Consider the following 14098-nt stretch of genomic DNA (forward strand, 5'->3'; position numbering starts at 1 on the left):
AGCCCCCCGCGCCCCGCCCGTACAGCCCCTCGCGCCCTGCCAGGGCGCCTTCCCCCTTCCCCTGCCCTCCCCCCACACACCCGCACCGTTCTCGGCACCCGCAGAGCCGCTCCCCCTCCTCCCCAAGGCCCACCAGGAGTCCGCTCATGACGACCATCGAGCAACCCACCGGCCCCAAGAACACCTCCGACGACACCGAGCTGACCGAGTTCGGCTACAGACCCGAACTCAAGCGCACCCTCGGCAACTTCCACACCTTCGCCGCCGGGATCAGCTACATCTCGATCCTCACCGGCACCTTCCAGCTGTTCTACTTCGGCTTCGCCAGCGGTGGCCCCGCGTACTGGTGGTCCTGGCCGATGGTGTTCGTCGGCCAGTTCATGGTCGCGCTCTGCTTCGCCGAACTGGCGGCCCGCTACCCGGTGGCGGGCTCGGTCTACAACTGGTCGAAGAAGATAGGCAATCCGCATCTGGGCTGGCTCGCCGGCTGGATGATGCTGTGCGCCTCCATCGTCTCGATCGCGGCGGTCGCACTGGCCTACCAGCTGACGCTGCCCCAGATCTCCGACGTGTTCCAGTTCGTCGGGGACGGCACCGGTACGTACGACGTGGCGACCAACGCGGTCGTCCTGGCCGCGGTGCTGATCCTGTTCACCACCGCGGTGAACGCCTTCGGCGTGAAGCTGATGGCCCGGATCAACACGGCGGGCGTGTTCATCGAGCTGATCGCCACCGTCGTCCTGATCGTGCTGTTCGCCGTGCACATCACCCGCGGGCCGCAGGTGGTCATGGAGACCAACGGCACCGGCAGCGCGTACGGCAACGGGTATCTGGGCGCGTTCCTCGTGGCCTCCCTGGCGTCCGCGTACGTCATGTACGGCTTCGACACGGCCGCCTCGCTCGGTGAGGAGTCCCTGGACCCGACCCGGAACGCGCCGCGCGCCATCATCCGGGCGATCGTCGCCTCCTTCCTCCTCGGCGGCCTGATCCTGCTGCTGGCGCTGATGAGCGTCTCCAGTCTGAAGGGCGAGCGGCTGTCCACGGACGGGTTGCAGTACGTCGTGCTCAACGTGCTCGGCCCGACGGCCGGCAAGGCGATGCTGTGGTGCGTCCTGATCGCGGTCACCGTGTGCGCCCTGGCCGTGCACACCGCCGCCGTCCGGCTGACCTTCGCCATGGCCCGGGACAACAATCTGCCCGCCTCCTCGAAGCTCGCCAAGATCCACCCGCGCTTCCAGACGCCGGTGCTGCCGACCGTGATCATCGGTGTGCTGGCTCTGAGCATCCTCGTGGTCAACATCCGTCAGCCCCAGATCTTCACCGTGGTGACCAGCATCGGCATCATCATGATCTACCTGGCCTATCTGGGTGTCACCGTGCCCATGCTGGTGGCGCGGCTGCGCGGCACATGGCAGCCCGCCGGGGACGGCCGGTTCTCGCTGGGCCGCTGGGGTCTGCCCGTGAACATCCTCGCCGTGCTCTGGGGCGGGGGCATGACCCTCAACCTGATCTGGCCGCGCGCCGCGGTCTACAACGCGGCCGCCCCGTTCCACTGGTACCTGCAGTGGGGCGCGGTCCTCTTCGTCGGGGTCATCGCCGGCGGCGGCTTCGCCTACTACTGGTTCATCCAGCGGCACAAGACCGGGGTGCTCGCCGAGCACCGCATGGTCGCGGAGGCCGGGCCCGCCTCGCCGCCCGCTCCGCCCGCCGCCACCGTCGGCACCCCGGCCGCCGACTGACAGTCCGGCCCACCCCCACGTCCGACTCAGCACAGCACGGCAGCACAGCAACGCAGGAGGTCGACCCCCCATGAAGGCAGACGAATTCGACTACGTCGTGGTCGGCGGCGGCACCGCGGGAAACGTCGTCGCCGCCAGACTCTCCGAGGATCCGTCCGTCACGGTGTGCGTCCTGGAGGCGGGCCCCAGCGACGTCGGCGACGACGACGTCCTCAGGCTGGAACGCTGGATGGGCCTGCTGGAGTCCGGCTACGACTGGGACTACCCGGTCGAGCCGCAGGCCAGCGGCAACAGCTTCATGCGGCACGCGCGGGCGAAGGTCCTCGGCGGCTGCTCCTCCCACAACTCGTGCATCGCCTTCTGGGCGCCCGCGGAGGACCTCGACGACTGGGCGGCGGCTGGCTGTACGGGCTGGTCCGCGGCCGACCTCTTCCCGCTCTACCGGCGCCTGGAGACCAACGACGCCCCCGGCGACCACCACGGCCGGTCCGGCCCCGTGAAGCTCCGCACGATCAAGAGCGAGGACCCGTGCGGCAACGCCCTGCTGGAGGCGTGCGTCCAGGCGGGCATCCCGACGACACCGTTCAACACGGGGACGACGGTCGTGCGGGGCGCCAACTGGTTCCAGATCAACTCCGACGAGAACAACATCCGGCAGTCGTCCTCGGTGGCGTACCTCCACCCGATCATGGGCCGTCGGCCCAACCTGGACGTTCGCACCGGAGTCCGCGCCAAGAAGCTGGTGCTGGAGGGTCGCCGCTGCGTCGGCGCCGAGTACCTGGACCCCGACCTCATCCACACCCGGACGGTGCGCGCCCGGCGTGAGGTCATCGTCTCCTGCGGGGCCATCGACACCCCGAAGATCCTCATGCTCTCCGGCATCGGCCCGGCCGGACAGCTGCGCGAGGTCGGCGTCGACGTGGTCGTGGACTCGGCGGGCGTCGGCGAGAACCTCCAGGACCACCCCGAGGGCGTCATCATGTGGGAGGCCGCGCAGCCCATGCCCACCGAGTCCAACCAGTGGTGGGAGGCGGGCATCTTCTACGACACCGAACCCGGCCTGGACCGGCCCGACCTGATGTTCCACTACGGGTCGGTGCCCTTCGACATGAACACGGCCCGGCACGGCTATCCGACCTCCGAGAACGCGTTCTGCCTGACGCCCAACGTGACGCGGGCGAAGTCCCGGGGCACCGTGCGGCTGCGCACCCGGGACTACCGGGACAAGCCGAAGGTCGACCCGCGCTACTTCACGCACGAGCACGACGTGCGCGTGATGACGTACGGCCTTCGTCTTGCCCGGCAGATCGCGGCGCAGCCGGCGCTGAGCGGCTGGGCGGGGGCCGAACTGGCGCCCGGGCCCGACGTGCAGAGCAACGAGGAACTGCTCGACTACATCCAGAAGACCCACAACACCGTCTACCACCCGGCCTGCACCGTGAAGATGGGCGCGGACGACGACGCCTCCGCCCCGCTGGACGCGCGGCTGCGGGTGAAGGGGATCGCGGGGCTGCGGGTCGCGGACGGGTCGGTGATGCCGGATCTGGTGACGGTGAACCCGTGCATCACGACGATGATGATCGGCGAGAAGTGCGCGGATCTCCTGAAGGCCGACGCCTGAGGGGCGGGGTGCCTGGGGACGCGGGCGGCTGCGGGTCCGCGGGCCGGTCGCGCAGGTCCCCGCGCCCCGTCAGGGCGCGGTCGACGTGGGCCTCCGGTACATCCTCGTCGCGGTGATCTCCGTGTGCGCCGCCTCCCCCGCCCGGGGCTGCTTGGGCAGTCCCGGGCGGAGGTGTTCCTCCACGCTGATGTACTTCAGGCCCGCCCGCAGGTCGGCGTCGTTGCGCAGGCGGATGACGAGCGGGAACTCCGCCAGCGCGGTCGTGTCGAAGAGGCCGGTGGTGTAGAGGAGCTGGACGCCCAGGGCGTCCGAGACCGCCCGCTGGAGTTCCAGCAGGTACGTCGCGTTGGCGCGGCCGATGGGGTTGTCCAGGAACAGCGTGCCGGCGTGGCGGTGCCTGTCCCGCCCCCGGTCGTTGCTGCGGAGCGCGGCCATCGTGCAGTAGAGGGCGATGGCGGCCGTGAGCAGCTGGCCGCCCGAGAAGACGTCGCCCATCTGTCCGACGGGGACGCGCTCGGCCCTCAGCACGGCGTCCGGCTTGAGGATCTCCACGGCGATGCCCTTGGGCTGCAGTGCGGCGCTGACCCCCCGCAGCAGTAGGGACATGCCGTCGCGGCGCATGTCGGAGTTCTTCTTCACGGCCGCACGGGTCGCCTCGTCGACGACCTCGCCGAGCCGCTCGGTGAGGGTGGCCTGGTCGGGTTCCTCGAAGCGGATGCGCAGGAATTCCTGGCCGGACCACTCCCCCAGCCCCTCGGGGAGCCTGGACAGCCGCTGGGCGGAGCGGAGCGTGGCGAGGGCCGACTCCACCAGGCCACGCAGCCGGTCGACGATGGAGTCCCGGTTGCGCTCCAGCTGCGCCAGCTCGTCCGTGAGGACCCGGAGCCGGGGCGCGAACGCGTCGGCCCACTTCTGGGCGTGCTCGGGCAGCGAGGCCGCCGGCAGCTCGCGGATCTGCTGGCGGGCGGGTGTGCGGACCTGCTCGTAGCGGGTGGAGTTGGCGTGACGTACGAGGATGTCACTGGCCTCGCGCACGGCCCCCTCGGCGGCGGACAGGTCGGCGGCGCAGCCGCGCAGGGAGCGGCGGGCCTCGGCGGCGGCCCTGCGCGCCTCCTCGGGTCCGCCGGGGTAGGGCTCGGTCTCCTCCTGGTCCTCGTCCGTGGAGTGGTCGCGCAGGAGGTCCCGGAGCAGGGCGGCGGTCTCGTCGAAGCCGCCGGCCGCGTCCTCGGCGGCGCGGTGGGACTCCAGCAGCTCGGTGTGGGCCTCGCGTGCCCGGGTCAGCGCCTCGGCCCGGGAGGCGAGTTCGGCGGTGGCGGTGCGCAGCAGGCCCTGGGCGTGCTCGGCGTCGCGCGGGAGCAGTTCCCCGGGCAGCTCGGTGTGCGCGTCGCCGTCCTCGGGGGCGTGCCGCTCGGCCTCGCCGCGCAGTCGCCCGAGCTGCTCGCTCGACAGGGACACCCGGCTCTCCAGGAGCTGGACCAGCTCCTCGGCGCGGGCGACGGCGGCCTGCCGGGAGGGGGCGTCGGAACCGTCCGGGGACTGCAGAAGCTGCTCGGCGCGGTTGCGCACCTTGTTGGTCAGCCGGCCGAGTTCGGCGATCGCGGAGCTCTCGTCGCTCTCGGCCCGCGCCTGCTCGGCGCGCAGATCGGCGCCGACACCCACCTTCTCGTACACCTGGGAGGCGGCGCGGTACGCCTCGCGGAGGGCCGCGAGAGGGTGCTGGGGCGCGTCGGGGCCGGTCTCCGGTACGTCGTCGGGGGCGCCGGCGATCTCCGCGCGCTCGGCGCGCAGCGCACGCGCCGTGCGGCGGGCGTCGTCGGCGGCGCGCTGGGTGGCGCGGCGGTCCTCGTCGGCCGCCCGGGCGCGCTCCAGACAGGACTGGGCGCGGGCCTCGGACTCGGCGGCCTCGTCGGCGAGTTCGCGGAGCTTGGCCTGCCATCCGGCACGTTCACGCAGCCGGAAGGCCAGTCCGGCGAGGGCGTCCGCGGCACGGCGGGCCTTCTGTGCGGCCTCCTGCCGCTCGTCACGCACGTGGGCCGCCTCGGCCGCCGCCTCGTCGGCCTCGGCCCGGACGGTCCGCGCCTCCGACAGCTCGGCCTCGGCCTCCTCGGCGAACGCCCGCGTCTCCCGCGCGGCGCCGGCCAGTTCGGTGAGTCTGCCCGCCGGGCACCCCGTGCGCCACGAGGAGAGGCGGGCCGCCAGTTCGCGGTCCTTGCCCAGCCGGGCCGCCAGCCGCCGGATCTCCTCGTCCCGCTCGGTCGCCCGCGCGCGCAGCGCCTGCCGTTCCTCGTCGGCGGCGTGTTCGTCGTGCATGGCCGGGTTGGGCGGCACGAGGAACACGTCGGAGGAGGGGCCGTCGCCCGCGTCGGCCGGCGGGGTCGGGGCCAGCAGGGCGGCCGCCGTGCCGACGGCCACGGCGGACCTCGGGAGGAGTGCCGCGTCGCTCAGCGCCTCGCGGGCCCGGGCGTGCGAGTCCGGGTCGGTGATGATCACGCCGTCGACCAGCTCCGGGCGCGCGGCCAGCACGCGGGCGTGGTCGACGGGGTCGACGGCCTGGGCCAGGTAGCGCCAGCCGGGCAGGGCGGGGATGCCGTGCTCGCCGAGGAACTCGACCGTGGCCAGGACGTCGGGGCCGGGCGGCAGCAGCCCGCCGTCGCCGAGGGCGCCCAGGATGCGCGCGTCGTCGGCGGCGGCGGTGCGCAGGTCGAAGAGGTGGCGCTCGGCGGACGACACGTTGTCGTCGAGCAGTTCGCGCAGTTCGTCGGCGAAGCGGTCCAGCTCCTCGGGGGTGAGCGAGCCGTCGGCGGCGGAACGCCCGGCCGTCGTACGGGCGTCGTCGGCCGCCGCGCCGGCGGTCCCCGTGCTGTCGCCGTCGGACGGCTCTGCCCTGCGGGGCACCGGCACCCCGGGGCGTGTGCGGCCGGCGGTACCCGGCAGGCTCAGCAGCTCCGCCAGCCGCTCCTCCGCCGCGAGTGCCTCCGCGGTGCGCAGCTCCCCGTCGAGGGCGCGCTCGGCGGCGGTCGCCGCGTCCGCCGCGCGGGCGGCCGTCAGTTCCGCGCGGGACTCGGCGGAGGCCGCCTCCCGGGCGTGTTCGGCGGCGCGGCGCGAGGCATCGCGCGCGGTGTCCCAGGCGGCGACGGCCGTCTTCTCGGCGTCGCTGGCGGCGAGGGCGGCGCGGGCCGGATCGGCGTCGGGGGCGGTGTCGTCGAGCCAGCCGGCGCGGACGGCCTCGGCGGTCTCCTGCTCGACCTCGCCGAGCCGCTGCTTGAGGTGACCGGCCTCGCTGCGGGCGCGCTGCGCCTCGGTGGCGGCGACGGTCGCGTCCCGGTGGGCGGCCTCGCCTGCCTCCTGCAGTGCCGCGGACTTCTCCTCGCCCTCGTTGGCCAGGTTCTCGGCGCTCTCGGCTGCGGCGTGCAGGGCGCGGACGAGGTCGACGGCGGCCCTGGCTCGGGCGGCGAGCGCGGGGGCGGCGTCCCGTTCGGCCTCCTGGATGGCGGCGGCCACGCGGGCGACACGGTCGGCGGCGGCCCGGTGCCGGAGCACGGCCTCGGCGGCCTGCCAGGCGGAGTGCAGGGTGCGCGCGTCGGCCAGCTCACGCTTCTGCGAGGCGGCCGACTTCTCCGCGGCGGCCAGCGCCAACGAGGCGTGCCGGTAGGCGAGTTCGGCCGCGATCTGGGCGCTGCGGTCCCGGGCGGCCTCGGAGTGGGTGACCGCGTACGCGGCGGCGGTCGTCCGCTGGGCGAGGTCGGTGCCCCGCAGCCGCTCCCGGGCGGCCCGCGCGGAGAGGCGGCGGGCCAGGGTGCGGGTGCGGCGCTCGGCGCCCGCGTGGACGTCCCGGGCCCGGGAACGGGCCTCGGCGGCCTCGACGATCCGCCCGAGCAGATCGACGGACCCGGCGGTGAAGTCCCGCTCGGCGATCAGCTCGGCCCGCCGCCCGAGCTTGTCGCCGAACCCGCCGACCAGGTCGGCCAGTCCGTCCGTGTCCCGGGTGTCGGTGACGGCCCGCAGCAGCAGGTCGGTGAAGTCGGAGTCCTTCTTCACCGCGAAGAGTCCGGCGGCCTCGCCCTCGTCGGCGTTCATCTCCCGCTGGTAGCGGAAGAGTTCCGGGTCGAGGCCGAGGTCGGTCAGATGCTCGTTCCAGCGGTCGTGGATCTCCTCCCAGTGCACTTCGAGGTGCGGATACGCCTTGCCCGCCTCGGTGAGGGCGTCCCGGAAGCCCTTCATCGTCCGCCGCCGTCCCTGGGCACCGGACGCGCCCTCGACGGGCGGGCGTACGGCGGTGGACTCGGCCACGGGCAGGTTGTCCAGGCTCAGCCCCGGGCCGGGCCGGAAGGAGTACCAGGCCTCGGCGAACTTGCGGGGGTCATTGGAGACCTGCCGGCCCCGCCACTCGCTCACCTTGCCCACGACGACGCACTCGCCGGTCAGGGTGTGCTGCCACTCCAGGGCGACGTGCCCGCAGTCGTCGGCCAGCAGGAACTTGCGCAGCACACCCGAGCTGGCACCGCCCAGGGTGTTGCGGTGGCCGGGCAGCATCACCGAGAAGATCAGTTTGAGCAGGACGGACTTGCCGCCGCCGTTCTCCAGGAAGAGGACACCCGCCGGTGCCGGGCGGCGCGGCGGGCCGGTGGGTTCCTCCTCGAAGAACTCCGCCTGCTGCGGTGCGGGGTCGGGCACGTACGCGCCGACACCCCGCAGGTCCAGCACGGTGTCGGCGTAGCGCGCACCGGCCGGCCCGATGGAGTAGAGGCGGACCCGGGACAGCTCGTACATGGCGGCGGACTTTCGCGGTCGTAAGGGGGTTCGTGCGGTGCGGTGGTGACGGCGGACCGTCGAGCGGGGTCGTGGGGGCGGGGGCGGTCGTGAGGACGGGCGGGTGGTCGTGGTGCCCGGGAGCGGCCGGCGGCGGTCAGGAGTGGAAGGGCAGTCCTGCGTCGGCCACCAGTTCCAGGTCGTCGGTGTCCTCGGCGGGCAGCAGCGTGGCCGAGCCGTCGGTGACGGGCACGACGCCCAGCTCCAGCAGTTCGGCCATCGCGGCGCTGCCCGCCATGTCCCGCACCTGGAGCTGGTACCGCGCGGTCGTCCGGTACGTACCGCCGTTGTCGTCCCCGGTGCGCTGGAGGAAGCCCGAGTCGGTCAGGAAGCCCACCGCCTTGCCGATGATGCCGGTGGTGGACCCGGCCAGCCTGCGCGCGTCCTTGGTGGCGCCGGTGGAGCTGCGTCTCGCCCAGGTCCGCCAGGCCGACTCCAGGCCCGGCGCGTCGGTCGCCGGGTCGGTGTTCTCCCCCAGTTCCTCGGCGCGCTCCTCCAGCCGGCGGCAGGCCTGCCGCACGAAGGCGTCGACGCCGTTGACCGAGACCCGCCCGATGTATCCGTCGTCCGCGAGGTCCTCGGGCCGGGGGAACGCCATGGCGGCCACCGCGAGATGGGCCAGCCCGTGCAGGAACCGGTCCACCGAGTCGGCCGCCGTCCGTCGCGCGTAGTCACCCATCCGCACGGCGAAGACGGAGTCCTCGGCCGCCGTCACCGCCATGCCCGCCCGCGGTGACACCTCCAGCACGATCAGTCCCAGCCCGGCGGCCACGGCATCGGCGAGCCGCGCGAACCCCGGATCCTCCCGGTACCGCCGGAGCAGTTCGCCGTACTCCTGGTCCCGGGCGGGCTGCAGTTTGGGCTGCAGCCCGAAGGCGACGAGCCGGGCGGCGTCGGCGGCGTCGGCGGGAGTGAGGGGCGCGGCCACCGGAGCGGCGGCCGTCTCCGGCTCGCTCCACTCGACGTGCTCACTCACAGCGGAACTCCTTGGTCGGACGGACGAGGGTGGGGGCGGTGAAGTCAGGAGTGCGGGGCGCCGGGCGACAGGCCGTGGACGGCCGGCGGCGGCACCACGGGCGCGGCTCCCGGGGGGCCCTCACGCCGCCTCCCGGTCCGCCGCCATCCCGGCCGCGTCCAGCAGGGCCGTGCCCACGATCAGATCGGCCCCGCCGAACTCGGGATCGTCAAGCTCCACCCCGTCGTCCACGGAGAACAGCAGCTTCGCCTCGCCCTGCCGGTAGGCCGTCCCGACCGGCGGGCTCGCCGCGTGCACGGCCAGGAGGGCGACCAGATAGGGCAGTTCGGGATCCTGGAGCCGGGCCTCCGCCAGCAGTCCGGACAGCCGCCGGGGCGCGTCCGCCGGCAGGTCGAGCAGTTCCTTCGCCGCCGCCAGTTGCTCCTCGCTGAAGCGACTGTCGTCCGGTGTGGCGATCAGGTCGGGCTCGGGCATCTCCGCGCCGAGGTGCTCGCGCTCCACGGGGGGCGTGAACAGCAGCTCGACGAGGTCCCCGACCCGCACGGACCCCGGTGTGCGCAGTCCCGTCCCGCGAGCGAAGAACGCGTCGGTCACCCGGCGTGCCTGCTCCACGGGCAGCGGAAGAAGCGGCGCCAGGAGATGGCCGTAGATGTCCGTGCCCGAGGTGGTCATCGGGGTGGCGAAGGCCTGCCGGTCCTGCTCCGCGCGGAACAGCGGCCCGGCCTCCAGCAGCCTCGACTGCAGCTGTGTGTGCCGTCGGATGCAGTCCTTGACGATGTCGACGAGTTCGGCGGCGCGCCGCTTGTGCTCGGGTTCCTCGGACTCGTCGCGTGCCTTGCGGATGTTGGTGAGGATCGCGTTCTCGTGACGGTAGCGGTCGGCGACGTGGTCGAGTGCCTCGGCGATCATGTCGGGCACGGTCCGGAGCCAGTCGACCGCGCGGACGTTGCGCCGGGTGGCGTCCAGGGCCCTGCGCAGCGTCTCGGAGTACTGCACGGTCCGGTAGCGGGCCTGCTCGGCGGCGAGCTGAGCGTCGGCGAGCCTGCCCCGGCTGATCAGGACCTCCAGCTTGACCTCGGCGGCGATCTGGGCGCTGGTGACATCGGTGTCGAGGGCGCCCACCAGGACGTTGACGGCCTCGTCGGTCGTGCGGAGGTAGACACCGCCCCCGTAGCCGGGGACCTCCTCGATCAGCTTGAAGTCGTAGTCGCGGCGGACATAGGTGCCGTCGGGCGCGAACGTCCCGTACACGGCACGGAAGCCGCGGTCGACACTGCCGACGTTGATCAGGTTCTCCAGGACCCAGCGGGCCACCCGCTCGTGCTCCTCGACGGGCCGCCGGGGGGCCTGGGCGGCGATGCGCGGGATGAGCCGGGCGACGATCTGGTCGTGGTCCGCGCCGGTGTCGAAGTCCATGTTCAGGGTGACCAGGTCGATGGCGGCGAGGGCCACCTCCGCCATGCCGTACACCGAGTACTCGCCGGCGAGGTTCGCCTTGCGCGTGTCCAGGTCGTGCAGCGGCGCGGTGCAGGCGAGCGCGCGCAGCCGCCGCGCCAGTCCCTCGTCGGCGGCCGGGCCCGGGGCAGGGCGCGGCCCCGCGCCGAGCTGGGGCGGAACGCTGTCCGTCGATGCCGGTGAAGTCACGGTGCACAGACTAGGTCCTGGGTCTGACATCGACCCAAATCGTTCCGCCGGGCGAGGGCCGGCACGGTGTCACCGTGGCCGTGACCGATTCACCCGCGCCGGGACGACTTAACCCGGGCCGGGACGACTTCACCCAGGCCGTGGCAACTCCCCCAGGCCGTGGCGACCTCAAACGGGCCTTACGGCGCCACCGATGCCGTGACGGCCGTGCTCGGCCCGGGCGTCTCAGGAGACCTCGGCGACCCGCCTCCCGTACACCGCGACCAGGTTCCGCAGCGAGTCGTCGAGGTAGTCCGCCAGCAGCCGCTCGGCCTCCTCGCGCTCCCCGCGCCGGAGGGTCCGCAGGATGAGCTGGTTCCGCGCCAGGTACGGCTCGTACAGCTCGCGCGGATCGTCCACCACGTGGAACGCGAGCCGGAGTTCGGCGAAGACGCTGCGCATCAGCTCGTCGGTGCGGGCGCTGCCTGCGAGGGCGACCAGTTCGCGGTGGAAGTGGATGTTGGCGGTGGAGACGCCCCTCCAGTCGGCCTCGTGGGCCTCCCGCTGTCCTTCCGCGACGGCCTCGGCGAGCCGGTCAAGGCCGTACGGCGGGGCTCCCAGACCGCGTACGACGGCGCACTCGACGAGACGGCGGGTGCGGTAGATGTCCTCGACGTCCTCGACGGTCAGCACCCGCACGAAGACACCGCGGTTGAGCTCGTGGACGAGGAGCCGTTCGTGGGTGAGCAGGCGGAACGCCTCGCGGAGGGTGTTGCGGGAGACGCCGAGGGCGCCGCCGATGCTGTCCTCGGACAGCCGTGTCCCGGGCGGGAAGAAGCCGTCGGCGATCCGGCTCCTCAGGATGTCCGAGACCCGCTCGGCGGTGCTGGTGCGCCCGAGGAGGGCCCGGTCGTCGGCGAGTCCGGTCAGTTCGGCGGCCATGCCGGAATTCAATCGCAGACCCGAGAACGAAACAACACAGGTATTGAAGGATCGTTCAACGATCCTCTACCTTGCTGGACAGGCGCCCCCTCCGCTCCACGCTCGGCGCCACGCGTTCCGGCACGGCCCGGCCCCCGTCTCACGCACGTATCACGCACTCTCCCCCTCACTGCGAGGTGCCCATGAGTACGCCCCCTCCCTCCCAGGTCCCGACCGCCACGACCCGGCCCGATCCGGGCCGGCCGGCCTCCGACGACGGCGCGTTCGGCTGGCTGCGCGCCCTCGGCCCCCGCGGGCGCCGCGCCTTCGGCGGCGCTTTCGGCGGTTACGCCCTCGACTCGTACGACTACTTCACGCTGCCGCTGAGCATGGTCGCGCTCACGGCCTACTTCGGCCTGGACAACGGCCAGACAGGGCTGTTCACCACGGTCACCCTGGTCGTCTCGGCCATCGGCGGCGCCGGCGCAGGGGTGCTCGCGGACCGGATCGGCCGGGTGAAGGCGCTGATGATCACTGTGATCACGTACGCCGTCTTCACCGTGGCCTGCGGGTTCGCGCCCAACTACGAGACCCTGCTGGTTTTCCGTGCCCTTCAGGGCCTGGGCTTCGGCGGTGAGTGGGCGGTCGGCGCGATCCTGGTCGCCGAGTACGCGAGCGCGAAGCACCGGGGGCGTACGCTCGGCGCGATCCAGAGCTCCTGGGCGGTCGGCTGGGGGCTGGCGGTGATCGTCTACACGGCGGTCTTCTCCCTCCTCGACGACGACCTGGCCTGGCGGGTGATGTTCTGGACCGGCGCGCTGCCCGCGCTGCTCGTGATCTGGGTGCGGCGCTCGGTCGAGGACGCCCCGCAGGCCGCCGCCGCGCGGGAGGGGAGCGCCGAGAAGGGCTCGTTCGCCGTGATCTTCCGGCGGGGCACGGCCGCCTCGCCCGGTCTGCTGCGCACCACGGTCTTCGCGGTGCTGCTCTCCACCGGCGTCCAGGGCGGCTACTACACGCTGGCGACCTGGGTGCCCACCTATCTCAAGACCGAGCGGGGTCTGTCGGTCGTCGGCACCGGCGGCTACCTCGCGTTCCTGATATCCGGCGCCTTCATCGGCTACCTCACCGGCGGGTATCTCACGGACCTGCTGGGGCGCCGCCGGAACATCTGGCTGTTCGCCGTGCTCTCGGCGCTGTGCATCCTGGCGTACGCGAACATCCCGAGCGGCGCCGGCACCCTTCTCCTGGTGCTCGGCTTCCCGCTGGGGTTCTGCATGTCGGCGATCTTCAGCGGCTTCGGCTCGTACCTCAGCGAGCTGTACCCGTCGGCCGTCCGGGGCACCGGACAGGGCTTCACCTACAACACCGGGCGGGCCGTGGGAGCCGTGTTCCCCACCACCGTCGGCTTCCTGGCCGACAGCTGGGGCGTGGGCGGCGCGCTGGTCTTCGGCGCGCTCGGCTACGGCCTGGCGGCGCTGGCCCTGCTCGGTCTCCCGGAAACACGCGGAAAGGAACTCGTGTGAACCCCGTGACCACCGAGGGCCACCCCGGAGCCCGCACCCCCAGGAACCGGCCCGCGGCCCTCGCCCCGCACGAGGTGCCCCTTGCCTCCGTCGAGCCGCACGCGCACGCGTGGACCCCCGAGAAGGCACGCAGCGCGTTCCGATCGGGCGCCACCGGCCCCACCGCCGGGGTCGCCGCCGGCCACACCCAGGCGAACCTGATCTCGGTGCCCGCCGACTGGGCCTACGACATGCTGCTGTTCTGCCAGCGCAACCCCAAGCCGTGTCCCGTGCTCGACGTGACGGACGCCGGAGCGTGGACGACACCGCTCGCCGCGGGCGCGGACCTGCGCACCGATCTGCCGCGCTACCGGGTCTGGGAGCACGGGGAGCTGACGGCCGAGCCGACGGACGTGGTCGACCTCTGGCGGACGGACCTGGTGTCGTTCCTCATCGGCTGCAGCTTCACCTTCGAGTCGGCGCTGACCGGGGCGGGCGTCCCGATGCGCCACATCGAGCAGGGCCGCAACGTCTCCATGTACGTCACCGACCGCCGGTGCCGGCCCGCCGGGCGGATGCGCGGCCCGATGGTGGTGTCGATGCGCCCGGTGCCGCCCGAGCACCTGACCACCGCGATCCGCGAGAGCAGCCTGCTGCCGGCGGTGCACGGCGGCCCGGTGCACTGCGGCGATCCGGCGGGCCTCGGCATCGCGGACCTGTCCCGTCCGGACTTCGGCGACCCGGTGGACGCGGAGCCGGACGACATCCCGGTGTTCTGGGCCTGCGGGGTGACACCGCAGGCCGCGGTGACGGCCTCGCGCCCGCCGTTCGCGATCACCCACGCGCCGGGCCAGATGCTCCTGACCGACGCCCGCGACGAGCAGTACCGCGTCCTGTGACGAACAAG

General features: G+C 73.1%; 8 protein-coding genes. 4 read left to right on the top strand and 4 right to left on the bottom strand.

Translation table 11 applies throughout. From position 1 onward, the window contains the following. Positions 1 to 146 precede the first annotated feature (146 nt). Together ACFU5F_RS28475 and ACFU5F_RS28480 are read left to right on the top strand one after the other, a co-directional pair. Positions 147 to 1739 (top strand): APC family permease, encoded by a 1593-nt coding sequence (locus tag ACFU5F_RS28475; RefSeq protein WP_383893039.1) that lies wholly within the window; start codon positions 147 to 149, stop codon positions 1737 to 1739. Between the two features lie 70 nt (positions 1740 to 1809). Continuing rightward, positions 1810 to 3360, top strand: coding sequence for a GMC family oxidoreductase (locus ACFU5F_RS28480; RefSeq protein WP_383893042.1), 1551 nt, complete (start codon positions 1810 to 1812; stop codon positions 3358 to 3360). Positions 3361 to 3429: 69 nt separating this feature from the next. Here ACFU5F_RS28480 and ACFU5F_RS28485 read toward each other — a convergent pair whose 3' ends face one another. The 4 genes from ACFU5F_RS28485 to ACFU5F_RS28500 all read right to left on the bottom strand — a co-directional run bounded on the left by ACFU5F_RS28485 (position 3430) and on the right by ACFU5F_RS28500 (position 11710). After that, positions 3430 to 8130: a hypothetical protein gene (locus ACFU5F_RS28485; protein WP_383893045.1), complete on the bottom strand. Its 4701-nt coding sequence runs from the start codon at positions 8128 to 8130 to the stop codon at positions 3430 to 3432. A gap of 136 nt (positions 8131 to 8266) precedes the next feature. Then, positions 8267 to 9145, bottom strand: a complete 879-nt coding sequence (locus ACFU5F_RS28490) for a hypothetical protein (RefSeq protein WP_383893048.1) — start codon at positions 9143 to 9145, stop codon at positions 8267 to 8269. A 120-nt stretch (positions 9146 to 9265) separates the two neighbouring features. Next, entirely contained in the window at positions 9266 to 10789 is a 1524-nt protein-coding gene (locus ACFU5F_RS28495; RefSeq protein WP_383893051.1) for a hypothetical protein, read from the bottom strand. A 225-nt stretch (positions 10790 to 11014) separates the two neighbouring features. Beyond that, a complete protein-coding gene (locus tag ACFU5F_RS28500) occupies positions 11015 to 11710 on the bottom strand; it encodes a GntR family transcriptional regulator (protein ID WP_383893054.1) in 696 nt (231 codons plus the stop codon). 182 nt (positions 11711 to 11892) lie between these two features. On the opposite strand from ACFU5F_RS28500, the gene ACFU5F_RS28505 reads away from it, so the two are divergent. Beyond that, the gene (locus ACFU5F_RS28505; RefSeq protein ID WP_383893057.1) at positions 11893 to 13212 is read left to right on the top strand and encodes an MFS transporter; all 1320 of its coding nucleotides are present in this window, start codon (positions 11893 to 11895) and stop codon (positions 13210 to 13212) included. A gap of 74 nt (positions 13213 to 13286) precedes the next feature. After that, complete coding sequence (locus tag ACFU5F_RS28510; RefSeq protein ID WP_383893127.1) at positions 13287 to 14090, top strand: putative hydro-lyase; 804 nt, start codon at positions 13287 to 13289, stop codon at positions 14088 to 14090. Positions 14091 to 14098 lie beyond the last annotated feature (8 nt).

This window comes from Streptomyces sp. NPDC057438, from assembly GCF_042802995.1.
Classification (GTDB): domain Bacteria; phylum Actinomycetota; class Actinomycetes; order Streptomycetales; family Streptomycetaceae; genus Streptomyces.

What these genes read in the sequence shown, in the direction of transcription:
- ACFU5F_RS28475 (WP_383893039.1), top strand. Translation starts at nt 147, where the DNA reads ATGACGACCATCGAGCAACCCACCGGCCCCAAGAACACCTCCGACGAC.
- ACFU5F_RS28500 (WP_383893054.1), bottom strand. Translation starts at nt 11,710, where the DNA reads ATGGCCGCCGAACTGACCGGACTCGCCGACGACCGGGCCCTCCTCGGG.
- ACFU5F_RS28485 (WP_383893045.1), bottom strand. Translation starts at nt 8,130, where the DNA reads ATGTACGAGCTGTCCCGGGTCCGCCTCTACTCCATCGGGCCGGCCGGT.
- ACFU5F_RS28480 (WP_383893042.1), top strand. Translation starts at nt 1,810, where the DNA reads ATGAAGGCAGACGAATTCGACTACGTCGTGGTCGGCGGCGGCACCGCG.
- ACFU5F_RS28505 (WP_383893057.1), top strand. Translation starts at nt 11,893, where the DNA reads ATGAGTACGCCCCCTCCCTCCCAGGTCCCGACCGCCACGACCCGGCCC.